The following is a 23003-nucleotide window of genomic DNA, read 5'->3' as shown; positions in this document are numbered from 1 at the left end:
CTTTATTTACTGTTATTGGTGTAATAATTCAGTTGAATGACCGATTGGTTATATTCATTTAATACTTCCAGATAATTGCGCTGGATATCAATTGCCTGGGTCAGGAATTGCGACAGTTCTGCAAAACCTATCTCGCCGGAACGGTACGACAGATTGGCCGCTTTGATAATCGCATCAGCCTGCTTCAGCCCGGTGGAGGTGTAATACGCTAATAAGTCATCGTTCTTTTGTAAAGTTTCCCATTCCTGGTTGTAGGAAGTACTGAACGCCAGTTGCTGATCGGTCAGCACCGATTGCTGGTAGCTTTGTTCCAACCGTGCAGCTTTAACCGTGTGTTTATACTGGCTTCTGCCAAACAACGGGATACCGACCGTTACCGAGAAACCTGAATATGGCGGGTTAATACCATACAAGCGCTGCGAAAAGAAGCGCCCTTCAAAGGATGGCATCTGGCTTTGCCCCGCTACCTTAGCTTCCGCACCAGCAATGTTTACGTTCTGTTGTTGTAATTTGAGTAGCGGGTGCGCGGTGGTGTCCGCTTTATTCCCCTCTAATTGGACTTTTTGTAATGATGAACTATCCGGTAATAAATTCAGCGGAGTATTTAGCAAACGCTTTAATGCCTGCTGCTGGTTATTGATATCCCGTTGCACCAAACGTAATTGCACTTTGGTTTCTTTGGCTTTGGCTTGCGCGGCGATGCTGTCCAGCCCGGCATTCTCGCCGGTCTTTACCCTTAATACTGCCGCTTTAGCTAAGGTGCTGTAGATACTATCCAGTCGCTGCCACAGCCGTTGTTTACTTTGGTAGTACCACAGGTAATAATAGGTACCGGCAATGTCTCTTTTGATCCCGGCCAGTTGAGATTGTTTGGCGTATTCTGCCGAGCGGGTTTGTTCGTACAATAAACTTTTTTTGGCTTTGTATAAACCCGGCCAGTCCAGGCTTTGGGAAACGCCAATTTTCAGGATACCTTTTTGATCATCGGGGTTGATATCCTCATTCTCGACAAATAAACCTGTTTTAGGTAAGGAGAAAGCGGTTTTCCCGAGTTCTTTACGCTGATCGATCTTTAAACCTGACGAACGTAATTGCAAATTATTTTGAATGGCCAGTTCATAAGCGCCGTTCAGCGTGATGCGTTTGGCCGGCGTTGTTTGCGCTAAGGTTGGTAGGGTGAAACCCATGACCAATAGCGTGATCAAAGCTTTTTTCATTTTAACTGATAGGGGTTGAGTGTTTTTAGTAAAGATCAGATAGAGTAAAGGCAGTACAATCAGTGTTAACAAGGTCGCTGTCAACAACCCGCCGATCACTACCGTTGCCAACGGTTTTTGTACCTCGGCACCGGCACTTGACGAAACCGCCATCGGCAGGAAGCCTAAAGAAGCCACCGCGCCCGTCATCAATACCGGGCGCAAACGGTCTTTCGTGCCCTGATAAATGCGCTGTAATACATCATCCACGCCATCTTTAGCTAACTGGTTGAAAGTGCCAATGAGTACGATACCATTGAGCACCGCGACACCGAACAGTGCGATAAAGCCAACACCAGCCGAAATACTAAATGGCATCCCTCTTAACAACAAAGCGAAGACACCACCGATAGCTGACATGGGTATAGCAGTAAAAATGAGTGTTGCCTGCTTAATAGATTTGAACGTGAAATAAAGCAGGATAAAAATGAGCAGTAATGCCGCCGGTACAGCTATCATCAGCCTGGCCGAAGCCTGGCGCAGGTTCTCGAACGTGCCACCATAAGTGTAGTAATATCCGGTTGGTAAAGGCACTTTTGTATTAAGCTTGGCCTGCACCTCCTTCACCACACTTTCCACATCGCGGCCGCTCACATTAAAGCTGACGACAATACGCCGCCTGGCATTTTCACGGCTGATCTGTGCCGGGCCGGTCTCGTAAGCAACGGTAGCTACCTGCGATAAAGGGATCTGGTTGCCGTCCGCTGTCGGGATGAACAGGTCGCTGACATTTTCTATCGCGTTGCGATGGGCCGAATCTAATCTAACCACGAGGTCGAACCTGCGTTCATTTTCATAAATGGAGCCTGTTGAAGCACCGGCAAAAGCCGTACTGATCACCTGGTTCACATCTTCAATATTTAAGCCATAATTAGCCATGCGTGCGCGGTCGTATTTCACGGTGATCTGTGGCAAGCCGCTTACCCGTTCTACCTGCGGGGCAGTTACGCCGTTGACCGGTTTGATTGCCTGGGCAACTTTATCGGCAAGCAGGTTTAGTGTATCCAGGTTTTCGCCAAATATTTTGACCGCGACATCCTGTTTTACCCCGGTCATCAATTCGTTGAAACGCATTTGTATCGGCTGGCTGGGTTCGGCAATTACACCAGGCAGGTCAGCCAGGGTAATGCGCATATCCTCGGCAAGTTCATAGAAACCTTTACCGGATGGCCATTCCGATTTATCTTTCAGGATCACGATCAGGTCGGAAGCTTCCGGCGGCATCGGGTCGGTCGCCACATCGGCGCTGCCGGTTTTACCCACCACCATTTTTACCTCCGGGTACTTTTTAAGCATGCGTTCAGCCTGCATAATCGTTTCTACCGTTTGCGTTACTGAAGTGCCTTGCGGTAATACAAATTCGATGGCGTAATCACCTTCTTCCAGTTGCGGGATAAACTCGCCACCCATTTTGGAGAAGATAATGCCACTCACAATTAGCAAGGCAACTGCCACACCAATCACAATGTACTTAAAGCGTATCGCCGCTTTTAAAACCGGTTCGTACCTGCGTTGAAAAAATCCGATCATCCGGTTGGAAAAAGTGTTTTTAGGTTCTGCGTCTTTAGATAGAAATAAAGCCGACATCATTGGAATATAGGTCAAAGACAGCAACAGCGCCCCTAAAATGGCAAATCCCACCGTTTGCGCCATTGGCCGAAACATCTTACCTTCAATACCCACCAGGGTTAAGATGGGGATATACACCACCAGGATAATAATCTCGCCAAAAGCTGCGCTGTTACGGATACGGGAAGCCGATTGAAATACTTCCTCGTCCATTTCGGCCTGGGTGAACCGGCCCGAACTCTTTTTCAGGATCAAGTGGTGCATGGTCGCTTCTACAATAATTACGGCCCCATCTACGATCAGGCCAAAGTCTATCGCGCCCAATGACATCAGGTTGGCCGATACGCCAAACAGGTTCATCAATGAAAGCGCGAATAATAGCGATAAAGGAATAGCCGAGGCCACGATCAGCCCGGCGCGCCAGTTTCCCAGGAAAAGCACCAACACAAAGATCACGATCAGGGCGCCTTCCGTCAGGTTACGTTCTACCGTACCTATCGCCCGGTTGATGAGGTTGGTACGGTCAAGGAACGGTTCGATAATCACATCGTTCGGCAACGATTTTTGTACCAGCTTCATTCGCTCTTTTACCAGGGCCACTACTTCGGCGCTGTTGGCCCCTTTGGTCATCAGCACAATCCCACCAACCACTTCCTTTTCTCCATTATAGGTCATCGCCCCATAGCGGGGGGGCGAACCCAATTGTATTTTCGCTATGTTTTTTACCAGTATCGGCACACCGTTGGCCTGGCGTTTAACAATGGTATTCTCAATATCGGGGATGCCGGACATTAAACCCACACCGCGGATAAAATAAGCATTGGGTTTTTTGTCGATATAAGCACCACCCGTATTTTGGTTGTTCTTCTCCAACGCTGTAAATACCTCCGGAATGGTGACATCCATCGCCTTAAGTTTATCCGGGTCAAGCGCCACTTCGTATTGTTTAGCCACGCCGCCAAAAGCGGTAACTTCTGCAACCCCGGCAATGCCATACAACTGGCGGATGACGATCCAGTCCTGCATCGTACGGAGATCCATTGCTGAGTATTTGTGCTCGCTTCCCTTTTTAGGGTGCAGGATATACTGGTAAATCTCGCCTAAACCGGTAGTAACAGGTGCCATCTCGGGCCGGCCAGTTCCTTTGGGGATTTGTTCCTGTACCTCGTTAAGCTTCTCGGCGATGAGTTGCCGGGCGAAATAGACGTTGACAGACTCTTTAAACACAATAGTAATAACGCTTAGCCCGAAGCGCGACATCGACCGCATTTCGGTAATATCGGGCAGGTTAGATAACGAGCGTTCTACCGGGTAAGTAATGAACTGCTCCACTTCCTGCGCGGCTAAGGTGGGTGCTTTGGTAATAACCTGCACCTGGTTATTAGTAATATCGGGTAGGGCATCCACTGGAATTTGTGAAGTACTCCAGATACCCCAGGCCATGAGCGCCAGGGTAAAAAAGCCGATCACCAGTTTATTACGGATGCTGAACCGTATAATGGCAGCTAACATAAGATCTTTTTAAAGAGAATATATAAAACATACCCGGCCCGGTTACAGGCGACAGGTAACAATTCAATAAAGAGAGATTATACTATTTGCGGCGGTTGCCAGATATCGAGGCTCTGTTGCTGAGCAACGGGGATTTTGTAAGCAGGGTAATCATTGATCAATTCCAGAATTACTATAGTTGTAATAGGTTGGGCCGCAATGTACCTTGCAGTAGAACAGCAGTTACAAGTACAAAATGGCGGGCAGGTTTCCTGACCGGCCTGATCGTTGCAGGCTTTATTTTTAGAAACAGTAGTATTAAATGAATGGCTCACCTCATCGTCTTTGTCCTGACAGGGCATCAGGGCAAGGATGGTCATATAGACACTCAATAAGATGGTTATAAATTTCATTGGCAACAAATATATAGTATTAAACTTTTATAAAGTACTTTTTAGTTTTTCTATGCCGGGAATGTGGGGAAGATATTTAGTAATACTATCCAAAGAAGTACTTGCGTTTTCCCGACAGGAGGTTTCGACTACCAAACATAGTGTCAAGATTTTATTTACAAAGTTTACATTTTAATTTACAATACAAATTCTTCAGGCTAAAGGATGTCAGGGTAGATTTGCTGAATCAATTTAATAAGATATGAAAAATAAAAGAAATGTTTTGTACGGTCTGGCTATCATCTTGGTTGGACTAATTTATTTTCCTGTGTTGGCTCAGCAAAAAAATGGCACTCATCGCGCTAGCTTTTCCGGCGAATGGAGAGCCAAAGAGTCGATAGCTATGGGCGGAAATATTGTTTGCTGTTATAACTCGGGTGACCGTATGTTAGCTAAAACGATGAAAATAGCAGATCAGGTGAATTTTTTAACCGTAGAGGTGTCAAGCTCGTTTTCGGGGACAGATCCTGTTACCAGCCAGGAGAAAATGGCCTTCGACGGTAAAGCAAGCGAAATTGAGCATGGCCCCGGAAAAGGAAAAAAGTTTACCGTAAAGTTGTCAGCTGATGGGCAAACGATGACTGTTAACTCAACTGTGCGCCTGATGGTTGGTCAAAAACAAGAATCTGTTTACATAACAGAGGTTTGGAAGTTGAGCAATGATGGCCGGTCTATTTCTGTGCAGGCCAATGCAAAATCAGGTTTATTTGACGCCGGGCGTTCCTGGAAGACGGTATTTGATAAAGTCGGTTAGTATTCAAAAACGTTTTTGTACAAGCCAGACTTAGTTGGGTCTGATGGTTTTTTCTTTGAAATGAAGGGGTAGTTAGAGCAACTTGGATACATCCGGCGTTCAATCATACCTTGCTGATTTTGAGACAAAAAAGGCTGCTCTTTTTGGAGCAGCCTAATGAGGTTTTTGATGATTTCTCATCTGGTGGAGCCGGAGGGATTCGAACCCTCGTCCAAACATGGTATAAGGTAAGCTTTCTACATACTTAGCTTCTGTTTAATTGTCGGGGATACAGAAGGCCAGTCGCTTGCCTGTACCGTAAACCTTAGGTGCTTTATCTCACCTGTTTATAACACCATCAACAGGCCAGTTCCATTTTTCGATGCCCCGGTTGCCGATCCAATGGGACGCAAAACCGGCGGGACAAAAGCTATGCTAATTCTAAATTAGGCAGCTAAGGCGTAGTTATTTTCGCCATTTGTAAGTTTGAGCGTTCAGATTTATGCGCTAATTCACCCAACGCGCAGTATGCTTACTTACTTATCTCCATCCTGTCAATTCCGGTCGACCCCATTTTAAGTCTTAAGCCGGGAGTTTTAAGTCCTGAGTTAAATAGTGGTTACAAATATACAAATTAAACACCGTTTGCAGGATTAATATGATGTAATATTAACCGGTAGGTTATCACAACGCCTATCTATTTTGCAAGTAAAGCCTGTCCTTCAAAAACAACCCCATCCCAGCCATGCGCTATAAACTGCCTGATGTTTTGATGGTCAGTGCCATTGGGGTTATCTAAAACCGACTGATAATGTTCGGCAAATAATGATAAGGTATCCTCCTTAGCCAGGTTGTTTATCTGGGCGAAAGCGAAAACCCTGGCGCTTCCCTGGTTCTGTGTCGCTTCGTTATACGCATCGCCATTTTTAAAGGCAGTTGGTTGGTGCTGATAGTAAGCATCTATCAATTCAAGTACATCTTTAAACGCGATTGATTTGTCTTTTAAATTTCTAAGCAGGGTGGATATCTGTTCTTTAATCATTTATTTCGCTTCTGAACTTAAGACTGCAGACTCAGCACTTTCTGTCCGGCCCGGGTATACTTTCAACGCCTCATCTAAACAAATCATCGCGTTTTGCAGGTCACCGGTATTTAAAACATAGGCCATGCGCACTTCGTTAAGTCCGGCGCCTTTGCTGCTGTAAAAACCCGTTGCAGGGGCCATCATTACGGTTTGATTATCATAGGCAAAGCTTTCCAGCATCCACTGGCAAAACTTGTCGGCGTTATCTATTGGCAGCTTGGCCACCACATAAAAAGCACCGCCTGGGTTAGGGCAATAAACGCCGTCCATTTTATTAAGCGCGCTTACCAGGATATCCCGGCGGTGAGTGTATTCGGTATTTACTGCTTCAAAGTAGCTGTCGGGGGTATCCACAGCGGCTTCACCGGCAATTTGTTCTACCATACCGGGGCTCAGGCGTGCCTGGGCAAATTTTAGTCCGGCGGCAATTACAGCTTTGTTTTTGGTGATCATGCAACCCAGTCGGGCCCCGCAGGCGCTGTAACGCTTGCTTACGGTATCCATCACAATTACATGCTCATCAATACCGTCTAAATGCATAGGCGATATAAACTCCCGGCCGTCATAACAAAACTCGCGGTAAGCTTCGTCGCTAAACAGGTACAAGTCGTATTTCAAGGCCAGTTCTTTTAGCGCGTTCAGCTCATCAGCACTGTATAAATAGCCGGTAGGGTTATTAGGGTTACAGATGATGATGGCCTTGGTTTTATCAGTGATCAGCTTTTCAAACTCGCTGATTGGGGGCAAGGCAAAACCGTTATCAATGTACGATAGGATGGGTTTCACCACAATATCGCTCTCACAGGCAAAGCCGTTGTAATTGGCATAAAAAGGCTCGGGGATAATTACCTCGTCGCCCGGGTCGAGGCAGGCCATCATCGCTATGGTGATAGCTTCAGATCCGCCAACGGTAACAATAATATTTTCGGGACTGATGTTATAGCCCAGTTTATTATAGTAGTTAACCAGTTTTTTACGGTAAGACAAGGTGCCTTCGGATGGGGTATAGGCCCACACCTTAAAATCAATATTTTTAATTGCGTTAAGCATCCCTTCGGGCGTTTCGATGTCGGGCTGGCCGATATTAAGGTGATATACCTTTTTGCCTTCCAGTTTAGCCTTATCGGCAAACGGGGTTAATTTACGTATGGGCGAAGCAGGCATTTGTTGCCCTTTTGTCGAGATTTTTGGCATGGCGCAAAATTAAGAAAAAAACATGTACAGGCATAAACAAAGAAAGGCGCGAATATTCGCGCCTTTCTTTGTTTATGTTTTTTGCTATCGTTATTTGCTTGCTGTAGCTGCCCCGGCTGCTACCACTTCGCCAACAATGCTGATAATTTTAGTAGGTGTTGACGCGTTTGATGTAATGGTGATCGATTTATTAAAAGGAGCTATTACAGCAGCATTATAAGTGATCTTAATGGTGCCTTTATCACCTTTTTTAACAGGTGTACGGGTAAAGTCGGCAATGGTACAACCGCAGGTAGGTTGCACGGCGGCAATAATAAGTGGCTGCTCGCCCACGTTTGTAAATTCAAACATGGTGGTTACCGGTTTACCTTGTGGGATTTTACCAAAATCATGTTTTTCCTCATTAAATTTAAACTCGGGCTTGGTATTGTCCTGGGCCGATGCAGCAAATGTGAAACCTAACACTACTGCGCATAATATGATCAACTTTTTCATTTTCGTTTGTTTATACACAAATATATAGATTTATTTTAAAGCAAATAGTTTATTTGCTTCAACAATTTTATTCAAATGGATTTTATGCTATTTACAAAATAGAATTTCCTAATTTTACCACCTTAACAGAATATTATATATGCCTGAAACCATAATGCATGCTACCAGCAGGTTTGACGCATCTGAACTAAGTTTTGAAGAGTTCAGAAAGATCGTGATCAATGATTATCGTATTGGTTTTGAAAGCCGCCAGGCCAGTATACTGGGCAGGCGCGAAGTACTGACGGGTAAGGCTAAATTCGGCATTTTTGGCGACGGTAAGGAGGTTGCCCAACTGGCTATGGCCAAGGCTTTTAAAGCAGGCGACTGGCGTGCAGGATATTACCGCGACCAAACATTTATGTTTGCTACGGGCATGAGTAACCTGAAAGAGTTTTTTGCCCAGCTATATGCCCATCCCGATATCGAAAAAGACCCTGCATCGGCCGGAAGGCAAATGAATTGTCATTATGCTACACGCTATATAGATAACAATGGAAACTGGGTAAACCAGGCCGAAACTTTAAACTGCTCATCAGATATATCAACCACGGGCGGGCACATGCCGCGCTTGCTTGGGCTGGCTTACGCCTCAAAATTGTATCGCCAGAATAAAGAGCTGGAGTATTTAAAAAACTTTTCGGTTAACGGCAACGAGGTAGCATTTGGTACTATTGGCAATGGCGCCACATCCGAAGGCTTGTTCTTTGAATCGTTAAACGCGGCCGGTGTACTGCAGGTGCCTATGGCTATTTCTATATGGGACGATGCTTACGCGATATCTGTCCCCGCCAAGCTGCAAACCACTAAAGAAGATATATCCGAGATATTAAAAGGTTTCCAACGCGAAGAAGGTACCAACGGCTACGAAATATTTAAAGTGCGCGGATGGGATTACCCCGCCCTGTGCGATACTTATGCCAGTGCTATTGATATTTGCCGTGCCGAACATGTGCCGGTGCTGATCCACGTGATAGAAATGACGCAGCCGCAGGGGCACTCTACGTCCGGATCGCACGAGCGTTATAAATCTAAAGATCGTTTAGCCTGGGAAAGCGATCACGATTGCCTTTTGCAAATGCGCAAATGGATGATCACATCGGCCATTAGTAACGACGAGGAAATGGACGAACTGGAGGCTACCGCTAAAAGAACTGTCCGTGATGCCCAGCGCGAGGCCTGGAACGAACTGGCCGGAGAAATAAAAGCTGACCTCAGCGAAGCTTCAATTTTAATTAACCGGTTGGCCGGGCAATCCGCCAAAAGGGATGAATTACTGGAAGCCGTATCAACCATGGAGCGTTGTGTTGATCCGGGCCGGGCCGATGTAATGGTAGCGGTACGGAAAGCCATGCGTATCACCATTAACGAAACCGGCAGCGCTAAAGACGAGCTAAAGGCCTGGCTGCAACAGCAGGCAGGTTTAAATAACGAGCGTTTTAACTCCAAACTTTTTACCGGCACTCCGTTTTCGCCATTAAATGTACCCGTTACGCCGGTTACGTACGATCAGGATGCCAAGCTACTGGATGGCCGCGAGTTATTGAATGCCTGCTTTGATGCTAATTTTGAGCGGGATAAAGCTATTGTTGCCTTTGGCGAAGACGTAGGCTCGATTGGCGATGTTAACCAGGGCTTTGCGGGCTTACAGCTAAAATATGGTGATCTGCGTATCACCGACACCGGTATCCGCGAAGCAACTATTATTGGGCAGGGTATGGGCCTTGCCATGCGTGGCTTAAAACCTATTGCCGAGATCCAATATCTGGATTACCTGTTATATGCTATTACCGTTTTAAGTGATGATCTGGCCAGCTTGAGCTACCGTACACGCGGGGGACAAAAAGCGCCACTGATCATCCGTACACGCGGCCACCGGTTAGAGGGGATCTGGCATTCGGGTTCGCCTTTGGGGATGATCTTAAATACCATGCGCGGATTGCACATTTGCGTTCCCCGCAACATGACCCAGGCTGCCGGCATGTATAACACACTGCTGCGCGGCGATGAGCCTGCCATAGTAATTGAAAGCCTGAACGGTTACCGCTTAAAAGAAAAATTACCTTCAAACCCGGGCGATTATACCGTTCCCCTTGGCATTGCCGAAGTGGTGAAGGAGGGTAGCGATATTACCGTGGTATCCTATGGTTCAACCCTGCGTATTGTAATGGAAGCCGCTGCCGAACTGGAAACAATGGGGATTAATGTAGAGGTGATAGACCCGCAAACGCTATATCCGTTTGACAGGACAAAGGTTTGCAATACATCCCTTAAAAAAACCAGCAAGCTATTGGTGGTTGATGAAGATATCCCGGGTGGCGGATCGGCGTACCTGCTGCAACAAATACTGGAAAACCAGGGAGGTTATTATGCGTTAGATGCGCAGCCTAAAACTCTTTGCGGTAAAGAACACCGCCCACCATACGGCTCGGATGGGGATTATTTCAGCAAGCCATCCCTGGATGACGTGGTTGAAACCATTTATGCGATGATGAGCGAGGCCAACCCGGCGAAATATCCGGCGATATATTAATTATCAAGTTATTGAATTTTGAATTATTGAATAGGAATGAAGACGATTATCTGCGCTTTGTTCCTATTCTCTTCTTTCAATGCGTGCGCGCAATATCCTTTTGAAAGATATCCGGCCATAAAATTTACTAAAGTTCCTTTTATAAATATTTTTAGGAAAACAGATTCTACGGCTGTAGCAGTAGCCACATATAAGTTTTATAGAGTAGAAATACCTCAGGGGGATTTTGATGGAAGTGTTGTTTTGCTTTACTATCATAACAAATTAATAAAAAAAGTAAAAGTCAGTTTTTGTCTATCACCACAGGCTATAGTTAATAATCAATTACATATTGGGGATATAAATGGTGATGGTCTTATTGATTTTAATATAGGCTGTTATAATTCCAGTGCTTCCGGCCTGGCCTCGTCGTATATAGGCAATCTGTATTTATTCGGTACAAGTAAAGTTTCTTTTAAGAAAATATTCTTTTGGGATTTTCATGATAATACCTCAAACTGTTTATATGATTTTGATGGCGATGGTAATTTTGAAATTGTGGGTACAATCTACGTTTCTTACAGGTGGCATGCTTATTGGCTGTTTGATGTTTACAGATATGAAGATGGTCATCTTGTAAATGTCAGTAATCATTTCAATTACCCGATAATGAGTCGGGCTCTTACAGATAAAGCAGATTATACTATCACAAAAAAAATATCCAAAACGACTATGAAGATTTTTTCGCTGAAACTCCCCAAATATTACGAGCAGGATAAGTAAATATTTCCCTAATTTCGCCGAATGGATTCTAACACTTTTTCAATCGTATCAAATACAATAAAAAACCGTCGCAGTATTAAACCTGCTATGATGAACGGTAATAAAATACCTAATGGCCACGTGGCTGCTTTATTAGAACTGGCCGACTGGGCGCCTAATCACGGTAATACGCAACCATGGCAATTTGTAGTTTATGCCGATCCGGCTCAATTTTGTGCCCAGCATGCCGAACTCTATCAGCAAAATACCGCCGCCGAAAATTTTAACCCAACTACCTTCAATAATCTTACCCACATGGGCGATAAGGTATCGCACATTGTAATAGCCAGCATGAAACGCGGCGATCTACCTAAAATCCCACCGTTTGAGGAAGTGGCGGCCGCTTCTGCAGCCGTGCAAAACCTGTTAATAGGGGCTACCGCGCTAAGTATCGCATCTTTTTGGAGCACCGGCGGTATGACGCTGCGCCCCGAGTTTAAAACCTTTTTAGGACTGGGCGACGATGATAATGTGCTGGGTATTTTATACTTAGGTTATGCTGATGAACACCCCGAAGGTAAGCGTAAAGCACCTGTTGAAGATAAGGTGAAATGGGTGGATTGAATTGTTAATTAAAGGTAAAGTTACTTTCGTTTAAGTGTATTTCTGTTAATAATTTTTGGTGTGTAATATAATATTGCTTATATTTGTTTTACACTTATAAATTATAAACCTTTTTGCTGTATTGTTAACCACTTTACTAAGTAAAATATGAGAAAACATTTTTTGTGGGTAATCTGCGCTTTTTTTGGGCTATCAGTATCCATTATTAGCCTGGGTTTTGCAAATGTAAAAAGCGACAGTACCAAAGTTGCTACAGTAAAAAAATCTCCAAATTCATCGTCAAGGGTATTGTTTATTCACTATGTGGATGATATTTATTCATCAGCTGGTTTAAATCAGTCTGGCCTGGATTCGGCTGTATTTGAGAAAGCGGTAACTGGCTACTACAATTTAAAAATTGCTAATCTGTTGCCATCTAACAGTTCTATTTTAACTATTGTTGATTTCAACAAGCCCAGTACAACCAAACGTATGTGGATTGTTGATCTGCAAAAGCACAAACTGTTATTAAACACCTGGGTAGCACATGGGCAGGGTAGTGGCGCCGATATGGCACAGGCATTCTCTAATAATGAAGAATCGCATCAAAGCAGTTTGGGTTTTTATATTACAGATGAAACCTATATAGGTAAGCACGGCCGGTCGTTACGATTGGATGGTGTAGATCAGGGTTTTAATGATAAAGCCCGTGAGCGTGCTATTGTATTGCACGGTGCCGAATATGTAAATAAGAATACGATTGATCAGTTAGGCAGGCTTGGACGCAGTTATGGCTGCCCGGCGGTATCAACCGAAATAGTTGATAAGGTAATTGATATTGTTAAGAATAAAAACCTTCTATTTATTACCGGTAACGATAGTGATTATACATCTAAATATTTAGATGAAGACCAGGCCGCAAAATTTGCATTTGCAGACAGTAGCTTTAACCTGGTAAAAGATGTGTTTACAAACTAACCAATTATAAACCCACCTGGGTTAGCCCGTCAATTAAACATTGACGGGCTTTTTTGTATCTTGTTTTGTCCTGTAATTATAAACCGGCCAGCTTTTGCAGGTGTGCGTATAGTACAATATCCAACCCGTATACATCCGACCGTATTTGCAGCTGGTGGCTCTCGTCAGTCCAGCAAGTAACATAGGTAATGTATATCGGCATTTTTTGGGGCAGCGACAGGTTGGTTGGCTCGGCATTATCCTGGCTCATGTATTTTTCTATCAGGTTAAATTTATTAGTATCATTGCCAAACAGGGCCCTGGCAAATTCAAGTGGTTTTTCCAGGCGTACACAGCCGTGGCTTACCGCGCGCATGCTTCGCTTAAAGGGCAGTTGTGCGGGTGTATCGTGTAAATAAACGCTGCTTTTATTAGGGAACAGAAATTTGATCTTACCCAATGCATTATCTGCGCCGGGTTGTTGCTTAAACTCATACTCTTTAGCCGAGTTATCATCCCAGGTAATGGTTTCGGGGTCTTCTATCAGCTTACCATCTTTATAAACATTAATGTTTTTATTAGATAGGTAGTAAGGGTCTTTTTGCGCTTCTATAATGATTTCTTTACTGGCTATACTTTCGGGGATATTCCATACCGGGTTTACCTGCACTTCATTAATCTTACTGCTTAGCTGCGGTGTCTCGCGCGAAAATGGGCGGTCCACCCGGTCGCTATCGTCGTACTCCACCAGTGTATTGGCGTAATCCTTATTTCGGCCTTCGCCCACGCAAACCTTCATGTTAAGTTCAGATCTACCGTTATTCATGATGTTTAATTGAAAATCGGGGATGTTTACAACCACATAGCGGCTTTCGGTGGGTTTGTTTTTCCATCTTAACCGTTCCAGGTTAACTATCAGGGTGCGTTGTACTTCCTGGTTGGTCATACCGGGTGCGTTAATATGGTTCTGCAGGGCTTTTTGCAGCGCCAGGTATTGCGGGTCTTTCGGCTGGATACTGTCCAGGTAACTTTTAAAGTTGGTAACACCAAATACATGGGCCATAAAAGCACTGTCGGGCCGTTTGGTTTGGGTAAAATAGCGGGCGTAAATTTTACGCGGGTTTAATACGCCAAACTGCAAAGCGTTTGAATAATTGATCAGCGAGTTAGCCAGCAGTATTTCCAGCTGCGCCATATCATGGTAAGCTTCATCTACGGTTTTTATACCCTTTTTATTGTAAAACTTGTGTAACAGTGTATCTATTTGCGGCGATTGGAATATTTTAGGATCCAAACCATGCAGGCCTGCTTTATTATAATAAACTATCAGGTTCTTTACATCGTCGTTTGCAATATGGTCCATTAATAAAACCGGGTCAAAATCATGACTTTCATAATAACTGGTAATAATGCCGGGGTTGGTCATTTTAGATTTTTGTTCGGCCAGCATCTTTTGAAAAACAGGGGCAAAGCCTTCGGGGGTTATATCCTTAAAAACCTTATTTTTAGTTTTCGAAAATAAGGTTTTACCCATATCCGAACGTGATTTTTTACAGCTTTGAAAAGCAATGGTTAAGGTTAACAGTAAGATAAGAACAATGATTGACCGGCTTTTTTTTACCGGTTTAGTATTTAGTGTCATATTATAGATTTAATTATATATTTAATATATCAATGTCTGTACCATATTTACGCAGTGCCCTGTTTAAGTTAATACGGGCGTTTAACGGCCGCTGGCAGTTGATAATTTAATACACAAATGATATTATTCTATATTTTATAGGTCAGTATATGACTAAAACCAAACAACCCGAAGTATGGCTGCGGGGTCCACTGAATGGGATACCCGCCTTATTGCAACCCGTTGCGCACGCCTTATTACAAGCCCGCGAAGAAGTGAACGAAATAATGGATGGGTTTCCTGAAAATATGTTGTGGCAAAAAGTGGCCGGTTTGGCCTCGCCGGGATTTCACCTGCAGCATTTAACCGGTGTGCTGGACAGGTTGTTTACTTACGCATCGGGTGCAAGCCTGGATAACGATCAGTTAACATACCTGGCATCGGAAGGGAAAAATGAGAATATAAACCTGTCGCAATTGATTAGTGCCTTTAACATACAGGTAGATAAAGCTATTAAGCAATTATCCCAAACGGACGAGCAAATATTAACTCAAAAACGGGGAGTAGGGCGCGCGCAGATACCATCTACAGTAATCGGATTACTGATGCACTCCGCCGAACATACCATGCGGCATACCGGGCAGTTGTTAGTGACGGTGAGGGTGCTTCACCCCCTCTAAATCTCCCCCAAAGGGGGAGATTTGGGAAGTTGAGTTTTTGAAAGCCCTCCCTTTCGGGGAGGGTTAGGAGGGGTCCTTATTTTATAAATAACAATTCCCTGAATTTAGGCAGTGGCCATAGGGCATCATCAATTAACTGTTCCAGCTTATCTACATGATAGCGTATGGGCTGGAAATATGTCTTCACTTTTTCATCGTAAGCGATGGCCTTGTCGCGGCTATCTTCAATTATATTAGCTTTTTTGCGCTCCTCAATTAAATGCTCCACGTTGCTTTTAATAAAGTTTACGTGTTCGGCTATTTTAGTAATAATATCTGTTTGCGCCGCGTATGTTTCTTTCGGGAAGCCCAATTCCTTTAAGCCGATCACGTTTTCAACCAATTTGGTTTGATAGCTGATAGCTGCCGGGATAATCACATTGTTTACCAGCTCGCCAATTACACGGGCCTCAATCTGCAATTTTTTATAAAAGCTTTCTAATAATATTTCATGGCGTGCCTGCGCCTCGCGTTTGTTGTATACGCCGGTTTCATCAAAAAGGCGCTCTGTTTTGTCGGATAGCAGGGCATCAAGCGCCTTTGGTGTGGTTTTAATATTGTTTAGGCCGCGCTCTTTAGCTTCAGCTTCCCATTCTGCACTATAACCATTACCTTCAAAACGTATAGCTTTCGATTCCTTAATGCATTTTTTGATCACCGTTAACAGCGCTACGTCTTTCTTTTCGCCTTTACGGATCAGTTTGTCCACATCGTACTTAAATTTACGCAGCTGGTCGGCCACAATTAAATTAAGGATAGTCATAGGATTAGCCGAGTTTGCCGATGAACCGACAGCACGCAGCTCAAACTTGTTACCCGTGAACGCGAAAGGAGAGGTACGGTTACGGTCGGTATTGTCCTTTAGTATTTGAGGTACTTTAGGGATGCCCTGCCATAATAAGCTATCATCCTTTATTTTTTTACTGATGCGGGATGTTTCTATCTCGTCCAGCACATCGTTTAACTGACTGCCTAAAAATATGGATATAATAGCCGGCGGCGCCTCATTAGCACCAAGCCGGTGATCGTTATTTACCGAAGCTATCGATGCCCTTAACAAATCGGCATGTTCATGCACCGCTTTAATAATGTTCACAAAAAAGGTAAGGAACATCAGGTTGTTTTTAGGCGTTTTACCCGGCGAAAGCAGGTTTTTGCCTGTATTGGTAATCAGCGACCAGTTATTATGCTTGCCCGAACCGTTAATGCCGGCATAAGGTTTCTCGTGCAGCAGCACCTTAAAGTTATGGCGCTTGGCTACCCTGTCCATCAAATCCATCAGCAACTGGTTATGATCAATAGCCAGGTTAATTTCTTCGTATACCGGCGCGCACTCAAATTGCGATGGGGCAACCTCGTTATGGCGTGTTTTTAAGGGTATGCCTAATAATAAGGCCTCGGTTTCCATATCCTGCATATAGGCGTAAACCCGCTCGGGTATCGAACCGAAGTAATGATCTTCTAATTGCTGGTTTTTTGCCGACATATGGCCAAACAACGTACGACCGGTCAGGTACAAATCAGGCCGCGCATTAAATAAGGCGAGGTCTACCAGGAAATATTCCTGTTCGATACCTAACGATGCGTTTACTTTTTCGATGCTTTTATCAAAATAGTGACAAACGTCAACAGCTGCTTTATCCAGCACGCTTAGCGCCTTTAATAAAGGCACCTTATAATCAAGCGCCTCGCCGGTGTATGAAACAAATACGGTTGGGATACATAGTGTACGGCCCATAATAAAGGCAGGCGACGATGGGTCCCAGGCGGTATAGCCGCGTGCCTCAAAAGTATTACGGATACCGCCGCTTGGGAAACTGGAAGCATCGGGTTCCTGCTGCGCCAGGGCATCGCCGCTAAAGCGCTCGATCACGCCATCGGCGGTAGGTTCAAAAAACGCGTCGTGTTTCTCGGCAGTTGAACCCGTTAATGGTTGAAACCAGTGTGTATAATGTGTAGCCCCTTTGCTGATAGCCCAGCTTTTCATAGCCGAAGCAATTTGCTCGGCAGTTTCGCGCGGTATAGGTTCGCCATCGCCGGTTGAATGGATGATGCTCTGGTAAGCATCGTTTGATAGATATTCCTTTAGCTTTTTATTGTCGAAAACATTTGCCCCAAAATAATCGGAGATTTTGTTGGAAGGTGGTTTTACCTCCGGAATAGTACGTGTTAATACTGTTTCTAATGCTCTGAATCGAAAATTTGTCATTTTTTAGGTAATTGATGACCAAAAATAACTTAATCCGGGCAGAAACATCAAAAAAAATCAAGAAAAGAAGAAATATATATTGAGTGCGGACACCATTATTTGAAAACTTATTCGGGTGCTATTATATCGGTTTTATACAAATTTGATAATATTCTACTAAAAACATAGATTTTATATGATAAGATGTTATAATGTAGGTTAATTTAATATTATGTTCAATTTAAGACTGTTTTTTTGAAAATATGTAAAACGAAGTAAGATAATTAGTAATTGTTTTAATAAAATAATAAAATTTACAAAAAATGCAGTTTATTTTTATGTAAAATTTTGCTTTATTGAAAAGATATTCATAATTTCATAAAAATATTAATAAAATTCACTGTAAAAATTAAAAAATATGCGATTTTGGTAATTGTTATTGTAAAAATCAAAGCATTTATCTTGAAAACACAAGTTTTATAATTTTCAGATGTGAGTTTTTGCCATATTATAGCTTTTTGAATTTATTAATCGTTCACATATCATTCTAACTAACTAAATTTTTAAAACAATGGAAGTAAACTTCACAAAAAGTAAACTCTCCCAGCAGTTTCGACAACTGACGCGGGAAAAATGGAAACTCGGCGCTACTATTTTTACAGGCAAATTACTTGGGCTTGCCCTTGTGTTTGTTGCCATGATGGTAATCCCCGGATTAATTTCCACAAAAGCAAACGCGGCCGATACTTATACGGCTCATGAAACGTCAATGATCAATACCGTTAATACGATATGGACATTGGTAGCTGCATTTTTAGTATTCGGTATGCAGGCCGGATTTGTTATGCTGGAAGCCGGTTTTGCCCGTAAAAAGGAAACGGTTAACATTTTAATGGAGTGTATTTTTGATACCTGCTTATGCGGTATATTGTTTTGGGCTGTTGGTTATGCCTTTATGTTTGGCAGTGGTAACGGATTTATTGGCTGGCATGGTGCCGATGGCAAAAGCTGGTTCTTTTTACAAAACACCCCTGAAACATACGGCAGCACAGGTATCCCTGTTTTAGCGCATTGGATATTCCAATATGCTTTTGCTGATACCTGCTCAACTATCGTTTCGGGCGCTATGATCGGTCGTACAAGCTTCCGCGGCGATATCCTTTACAGTATCGGTATTACCGGTTTTATCTACCCGATTATTGGTCACTGGGCCTGGGGACCGGATGGTTTCCTTGTAGGTTTAGGTTTCCTTGATTTTGCAGGTTCAACCGTAGTACATACTATTGGCGGTATGGCATCATTAGCCGGCGCTATTGTATTAGGGCCACGGCTGGGCAGGATATTTAAGCGTGACGGCGGCGGCATGCCACCGGCACACAACTTAACTATTGCTGCTGTTGGTGGTTTTATCCTGTGGTTTGGCTGGTATGGCTTTAACCCGGGCAGTACGCTATCAGCAATGGATGGCGCTGGTATAGGCCGTGTTGCCGCTAATACTACACTGGCAGCTTGCGCCGGGGGTATGGTGGCCATGTACATGGGCTTATGGTTTGGTGCTACCAAAGGTAAGTTTGATGTAGGTTTTACTGTAAACGGTTTCCTGGCAGGTTTAGTTGCTATTACCTGTCCATGTTACTGGGTTAGTCCGCTTGGTGCTATTTGCTTAGGCGCTGTATCGGGTGTTATTGTTTACCTGGGTACCATTTTGTTAGAGCATGTACGTATAGATGATCCGGTTGGTGCTGTACCCGTACACGGTTTAAACGGTATATGGGGTACATTGTCGTTAGGCCTTTTCGCATCAGGGCAATATGGTTTTACCGGCCCAACAGGTCCGGATAACTCTCATCCGGTAACAGGCTTGTTTTATGGCGGTGGTTTTTCAGTGTTAAAATCACAGGCTATTGGCAGCGCTACTATTACCGCGGCAACATTTGCAGTTGCACTTGTAATGATGTTTATCATCCGTAAGTTGCCTTATCCATGGAACCTGCGTGTTGAAGAACATGGCGAACTGATGAAAGGCGGCATAGACGTGTTTGAACACGGCGCCGAAGCTTATCCGTCAGATGATGAAGATGTAAGCTTAAGCGGCTTATTCGAGTCGGGTGTAAAAGCACCGTTGGCATAAAATGATATGATTAGCCGTGCGGATGATTACGCATCATCCGCACGGTTTTAAAAGATCATACATCATACTTTTGTACTGCTTGTAAGTAATGGCGCTTTCAATACCCCCGTTAATAAGCAGTTAGAATTATAATTTACTACATCCTTTTCCCGGCCTTAACAGCCGATGGGGGGATGCTTACAAACCCAAATATTCAACTAAATATTCAATCCTTAAACAATTAAAAATGATGAAAAACAAACTTTTACTATTACTCTCTCTTTCTGCAATTGGTTATGTTGCTAAAGCGCAGGATGCTAAACCAGCCGATCCGCCGTTGACCATCTCTGGTTCGGTAGATACCTATTACAAGTATGATTTTTCGGGGCATAACAATATCCCAACCAGCTTTGCCAGCGATCAAAACTCATTTTCAATCGGTATGGTAGATCTGGCCCTGAAAAAGAAAGTTAGCAAAGCCTCGTTTGTTGGCGAACTATCATTCGGTCCCCGCGGCGAAGGACAATCTATCCCGAATGCAGGAAGCAACGGACAATCATTCCACATCCAAAACCTGTATGTAGGGTATGACCTGGCCGAAAACTTTAACGTAACAGCAGGTTATATGGCTACGTTTGTAGGTTACGAAGTAATTGCCCCAACTGGTAACTTCAACTATTCTACTTCGTACTTGTTCACTAACGGCCCTTTCCAAAATGCAGGTGTTAAATTCACTTACACTTTCTCTGACAAGGCCAGCTTAATGGCAGGTGTGTTTAACGATTACTGGAATGTTTATACTGCAACAAGTAAGATCAACACTTTTGGCGCGCAGTTAATGGTAGCCCCGGTAAAAGGCTGGACCGCTTACCTGAACGTATTAGCGGGTTCTGTATCGGGTACAGAATTTGATTTAACCACCAGCTATCAAATCACTGATGCATTTAAATTAGGCTTAAACGCTGCCGATTTTTCTGCACCTGATGCTGTTAAAGGTGGTTTTACCGGTGTAGCATTGTATCCGCAATATGCAGTATCATCTGCAGTAACCTTAGGTTTACGCGGCGAGTACTTTAAAACTAAAACAGGTGGCTTTACTACCGCTGGCCCTGCAGCAGGCGATTCTGTAACAGGTTTAACCTTTACCGCTAACATTAAAGGCGGCCCGTTAACCTTTATCCCTGAAGTAAGACTGGACAACGGTTCAAAAAACCTGTATACCGATAAAAACGGCGCATTAACTAAATCAGCATCACAGTTTTCACTGGCTGCGGTTTACGCGTTTTAATAAAATTTAAATTAAATTTACAAGCCGCCGGTAATTAAGCCGGCGGCTTTTTGTTTTGTAAAATGAAAAACTTGTTAGCACTTATAGCCATAGTATGTATCTGCAAATATGCGCATGCCCAAAAAGAACTGGTTACTTTAGATGAGCATAATAAATATATTTATTACCAGGTTACCGATATGCCGGGGATAAGCGCCGATACTTTATACAACAGGTGTTTAACAGGCCTTACCCGGATGAAGCCAAAGCAGGCTGGTAAACCGGTAACTGTGCCGGGATCATCTATTACCATCAAATCAAAAATAATGATTTACAGCAGCCTTACTTATGTAAAACATGAAGATGGTGAGCTGGCCTATACTTTAAATATAGAGTTTAAAGATGCCAAATACCGGTACTGGTTAACCGACTTTGTTTTTATGCCATACCAGCGCAACCGTTATGGTGTTTTTGAACGAGCGCCGGGAGTGGAGATCCCCGCTGAAAAGATAAAAGACAAATACGATGGTCGCGTTTTGGATAATTATCTGGAACAAATTGCACTGTTTGGCAAGCAAACAGGCGATTTACTTAAGCTATACACTGCTAACCCGCAAAAAAAGCAAGCCTCACCAACTAAAATTGATACTAAAAAATGGTAACTAAATTATTAGTTTTCAAATAAAATTATACGTATATTTGAAAACTAATAATTTAGTTTATTGATTATTGAAAATATCTGAAAAGTGTGTCAGATGGTTATTTTTCGCAATTTTATAGTTTAAATTAGCGTTAAATAAGAAACTAAATTTCAACCATCATGATAAACTCAGAATTTAATTTGTACAAGCGGGAGTGGCTTTCGCTTGTATTTAAGAACCGCAACCAACAATATGGCGCTTACGAGTTAAGGAGCCATTACACCAATGTACTATCGCGCGCAATGGCGGTTACGTTTTTTACCGTAGCGGCATTTGGTATAACGGAAACTGTTATTTCGCGTAACAAACCCATCGTAGAGCCTGTGATAGTCTGTCATATTCCTATAGCTCTACCAAAGGAGGACATCATCCATGAAGCCAAAAAGGCAGAACCAGTAAAAAAACAGCAAAAAGTAGAGCCTGCTAAAGCTGCGCCGCCTGTTAACGTACAAAAGTTTGTGGTAATGCGACCTACCGCAGAGCCCGTAACGGAGGAACCCAAACCAATTGATCCAAACATGGCAGTGGGAAGCGCAGAGGTTAAAGTTGCCGGCGGTGAGGTTGCGCAGAATGTACCGGCAAGCGGAACAGGGAGTGGCCAGGGAACAGGAACAGCCCCTGGTGTAGACGACATCACATATACTCCAGCCGATGGTTTAGAATTTATGCCCGAACCAGTAGGCGGCGAAAAAGCCTGGAAGAAATTCCTGGAGAAGAATTTACGCTACCCAATGATAGCACAGGAGCAAGGCGTATCGGGAAGATCATTTGTGAGCTTTATTATTGAAAAAGACGGACACCTGTCAAACTTTACGGTTGAGCGCAAAGGAGGGTATGGTTTTGATGAGGAAGCAGTACGTGTGCTTAAATTGGCCGCCGCCTGGAAACCCGGCAAACAAAATGGGCAGGCTGTAAGAGTGAGGTATGTGATACCTATTAATTTTCAGTTAGCTGATCAATAATAATAGTTCCATCACGTCACGGCGAGCGATAGCGTGGCAATTCCCGGCATGAAGAGCGGCTCTGCTAAGCGATGATTGCTTCGTACCCGTAATGACGTGTTTTTTCTTGGGTTCCCGACAGCAAAGGAGCTTCCGGGCGAAGACGGACAGAACAATGGTGGACTGTGCCGCAGGAGGGCATCAGCGTTTTGCAGAAGCGAGGGTAAGCGGGTGCGACAGCGGGGCAAATAAGCGTAGCCGTGGTTCTGCCCGTTTTGTAGGGCAAAGGCCACGTGTGGCAGAGGAAGC

Annotated in this window: 17 protein-coding genes and 1 other RNA gene; 10 read left to right on the top strand and 8 right to left on the bottom strand. The window is 43.8% G+C overall.

What is annotated here, in order from left to right; translation table 11 throughout:
• Window positions 1-2 precede the first annotated feature (2 nt).
• Both AC07M6_RS10025 and AC07M6_RS10020 read right to left on the bottom strand, forming a co-directional pair.
• Window positions 3-4337: a CusA/CzcA family heavy metal efflux RND transporter gene (locus AC07M6_RS10025; protein WP_494888962.1), complete on the bottom strand. Its 4335-nt coding sequence runs from the start codon at window positions 4335-4337 to the stop codon at window positions 3-5.
• 77 nt (window positions 4338-4414) lie between these two features.
• Window positions 4415-4729: a DUF6660 family protein gene (locus tag AC07M6_RS10020; RefSeq protein WP_494888960.1), complete on the bottom strand. Its 315-nt coding sequence runs from the start codon at window positions 4727-4729 to the stop codon at window positions 4415-4417.
• Between the two features lie 241 nt (window positions 4730-4970).
• Between AC07M6_RS10020 and AC07M6_RS10015 the strand changes: the two genes are divergently transcribed.
• A complete protein-coding gene (locus tag AC07M6_RS10015) occupies window positions 4971-5522 on the top strand; it encodes a hypothetical protein (RefSeq protein ID WP_494888958.1) in 552 nt (183 codons plus the stop codon).
• 181 nt (window positions 5523-5703) lie between these two features.
• Here AC07M6_RS10015 and ssrA read toward each other — a convergent pair.
• The 4 genes from ssrA to AC07M6_RS09995 all read right to left on the bottom strand — a co-directional run bounded on the left by ssrA (window position 5704) and on the right by AC07M6_RS09995 (window position 8274).
• Window positions 5704-6073, bottom strand: a transfer-messenger RNA (tmRNA) gene (gene ssrA / locus AC07M6_RS10010).
• 125 nt (window positions 6074-6198) lie between these two features.
• Window positions 6199-6543: a HopJ type III effector protein gene (locus AC07M6_RS10005; protein ID WP_494888956.1), complete on the bottom strand. Its 345-nt coding sequence runs from the start codon at window positions 6541-6543 to the stop codon at window positions 6199-6201.
• Window positions 6544-7779 (bottom strand): pyridoxal phosphate-dependent aminotransferase, encoded by a 1236-nt coding sequence (locus AC07M6_RS10000; protein ID WP_494888954.1) that lies wholly within the window; start codon window positions 7777-7779, stop codon window positions 6544-6546. It lies immediately after the preceding gene.
• A gap of 90 nt (window positions 7780-7869) precedes the next feature.
• Window positions 7870-8274 (bottom strand): DUF1573 domain-containing protein, encoded by a 405-nt coding sequence (locus tag AC07M6_RS09995; RefSeq protein ID WP_494888953.1) that lies wholly within the window; start codon window positions 8272-8274, stop codon window positions 7870-7872.
• 139 nt (window positions 8275-8413) lie between these two features.
• Between AC07M6_RS09995 and AC07M6_RS09990 the strand changes: the two genes are divergently transcribed.
• From AC07M6_RS09990 to AC07M6_RS09975, 4 genes are all read left to right on the top strand, one after another.
• Window positions 8414-10846, top strand: a complete 2433-nt coding sequence (locus AC07M6_RS09990) for an alpha-ketoacid dehydrogenase subunit alpha/beta (RefSeq protein WP_494888952.1) — start codon at window positions 8414-8416, stop codon at window positions 10844-10846.
• A 36-nt stretch (window positions 10847-10882) separates the two neighbouring features.
• Complete coding sequence (locus tag AC07M6_RS09985; protein WP_494888950.1) at window positions 10883-11608, top strand: hypothetical protein; 726 nt, start codon at window positions 10883-10885, stop codon at window positions 11606-11608.
• Window positions 11609-11629: 21 nt separating this feature from the next.
• Window positions 11630-12211, top strand: coding sequence for a nitroreductase family protein (locus AC07M6_RS09980; RefSeq protein WP_494888949.1), 582 nt, complete (start codon window positions 11630-11632; stop codon window positions 12209-12211).
• Between the two features lie 147 nt (window positions 12212-12358).
• The gene (locus AC07M6_RS09975) at window positions 12359-13168 is read left to right on the top strand and encodes a murein L,D-transpeptidase catalytic domain family protein (protein WP_494888948.1); all 810 of its coding nucleotides are present in this window, start codon (window positions 12359-12361) and stop codon (window positions 13166-13168) included.
• A 76-nt stretch (window positions 13169-13244) separates the two neighbouring features.
• On the opposite strand, the gene AC07M6_RS09970 is transcribed toward AC07M6_RS09975, so the two are convergent.
• Window positions 13245-14789 carry a L,D-transpeptidase family protein gene (locus AC07M6_RS09970; RefSeq protein WP_494888947.1) on the bottom strand — a complete coding sequence of 515 codons (1545 nt, stop codon included), beginning with the start codon at window positions 14787-14789 and terminating at the stop codon, window positions 13245-13247.
• Window positions 14790-14938: 149 nt separating this feature from the next.
• On the opposite strand from AC07M6_RS09970, the gene AC07M6_RS09965 reads away from it, so the two are divergent.
• Window positions 14939-15448, top strand: coding sequence for a DinB family protein (locus tag AC07M6_RS09965; RefSeq protein WP_494888946.1), 510 nt, complete (start codon window positions 14939-14941; stop codon window positions 15446-15448).
• Window positions 15449-15524: 76 nt separating this feature from the next.
• On the opposite strand, the gene AC07M6_RS09960 is transcribed toward AC07M6_RS09965, so the two are convergent.
• Complete coding sequence (locus AC07M6_RS09960) at window positions 15525-17696, bottom strand: glutamine synthetase III family protein (RefSeq protein WP_494888944.1); 2172 nt, start codon at window positions 17694-17696, stop codon at window positions 15525-15527.
• 550 nt (window positions 17697-18246) lie between these two features.
• On the opposite strand from AC07M6_RS09960, the gene AC07M6_RS09955 reads away from it, so the two are divergent.
• The 4 genes from AC07M6_RS09955 to AC07M6_RS09940 all read left to right on the top strand — a co-directional run bounded on the left by AC07M6_RS09955 (window position 18247) and on the right by AC07M6_RS09940 (window position 22715).
• Entirely contained in the window at window positions 18247-19806 is a 1560-nt protein-coding gene (locus AC07M6_RS09955; RefSeq protein WP_494888942.1) for an ammonium transporter, read from the top strand.
• A 229-nt stretch (window positions 19807-20035) separates the two neighbouring features.
• Window positions 20036-21073 (top strand): porin, encoded by a 1038-nt coding sequence (locus tag AC07M6_RS09950; RefSeq protein WP_494889370.1) that lies wholly within the window; start codon window positions 20036-20038, stop codon window positions 21071-21073.
• A gap of 62 nt (window positions 21074-21135) precedes the next feature.
• A complete protein-coding gene (locus AC07M6_RS09945) occupies window positions 21136-21714 on the top strand; it encodes a DUF4468 domain-containing protein (RefSeq protein ID WP_494888940.1) in 579 nt (192 codons plus the stop codon).
• A 158-nt stretch (window positions 21715-21872) separates the two neighbouring features.
• On the top strand, window positions 21873-22715 hold the full coding sequence (locus AC07M6_RS09940) for an energy transducer TonB (RefSeq protein ID WP_494888938.1): 843 nt from the start codon (window positions 21873-21875) through the stop codon (window positions 22713-22715).
• Window positions 22716-23003: the final 288 nt, after the last annotated feature.

The organism is Mucilaginibacter sp. GW821-FHT07H05, assembly GCF_059418485.1.
The sequence above is the reverse complement of the archived record's forward strand: the minus strand, read 5'-3'. Positions and strand labels throughout refer to the sequence as shown.

What these genes read in the sequence shown, in the direction of transcription:
- AC07M6_RS09995 (WP_494888953.1), bottom strand. Translation starts at nt 8,274, where the DNA reads ATGAAAAAGTTGATCATATTATGCGCAGTAGTGTTAGGTTTCACATTT.
- AC07M6_RS09940 (WP_494888938.1), top strand. Translation starts at nt 21,873, where the DNA reads ATGATAAACTCAGAATTTAATTTGTACAAGCGGGAGTGGCTTTCGCTT.
- AC07M6_RS10015 (WP_494888958.1), top strand. Translation starts at nt 4,971, where the DNA reads ATGAAAAATAAAAGAAATGTTTTGTACGGTCTGGCTATCATCTTGGTT.
- AC07M6_RS09980 (WP_494888949.1), top strand. Translation starts at nt 11,630, where the DNA reads ATGGATTCTAACACTTTTTCAATCGTATCAAATACAATAAAAAACCGT.
- AC07M6_RS09955 (WP_494888942.1), top strand. Translation starts at nt 18,247, where the DNA reads ATGGAAGTAAACTTCACAAAAAGTAAACTCTCCCAGCAGTTTCGACAA.
- AC07M6_RS09990 (WP_494888952.1), top strand. Translation starts at nt 8,414, where the DNA reads ATGCCTGAAACCATAATGCATGCTACCAGCAGGTTTGACGCATCTGAA.
- AC07M6_RS10025 (WP_494888962.1), bottom strand. Translation starts at nt 4,337, where the DNA reads ATGTTAGCTGCCATTATACGGTTCAGCATCCGTAATAAACTGGTGATC.
- AC07M6_RS09965 (WP_494888946.1), top strand. Translation starts at nt 14,939, where the DNA reads ATGACTAAAACCAAACAACCCGAAGTATGGCTGCGGGGTCCACTGAAT.
- AC07M6_RS10020 (WP_494888960.1), bottom strand. Translation starts at nt 4,729, where the DNA reads ATGAAATTTATAACCATCTTATTGAGTGTCTATATGACCATCCTTGCC.
- AC07M6_RS09985 (WP_494888950.1), top strand. Translation starts at nt 10,883, where the DNA reads ATGAAGACGATTATCTGCGCTTTGTTCCTATTCTCTTCTTTCAATGCG.
- AC07M6_RS09950 (WP_494889370.1), top strand. Translation starts at nt 20,036, where the DNA reads ATGAAAAACAAACTTTTACTATTACTCTCTCTTTCTGCAATTGGTTAT.
- AC07M6_RS09975 (WP_494888948.1), top strand. Translation starts at nt 12,359, where the DNA reads ATGAGAAAACATTTTTTGTGGGTAATCTGCGCTTTTTTTGGGCTATCA.
- AC07M6_RS10005 (WP_494888956.1), bottom strand. Translation starts at nt 6,543, where the DNA reads ATGATTAAAGAACAGATATCCACCCTGCTTAGAAATTTAAAAGACAAA.
- AC07M6_RS09945 (WP_494888940.1), top strand. Translation starts at nt 21,136, where the DNA reads ATGAAAAACTTGTTAGCACTTATAGCCATAGTATGTATCTGCAAATAT.
- AC07M6_RS10000 (WP_494888954.1), bottom strand. Translation starts at nt 7,779, where the DNA reads ATGCCAAAAATCTCGACAAAAGGGCAACAAATGCCTGCTTCGCCCATA.
- AC07M6_RS09970 (WP_494888947.1), bottom strand. Translation starts at nt 14,789, where the DNA reads ATGACACTAAATACTAAACCGGTAAAAAAAAGCCGGTCAATCATTGTT.
- AC07M6_RS09960 (WP_494888944.1), bottom strand. Translation starts at nt 17,696, where the DNA reads ATGACAAATTTTCGATTCAGAGCATTAGAAACAGTATTAACACGTACT.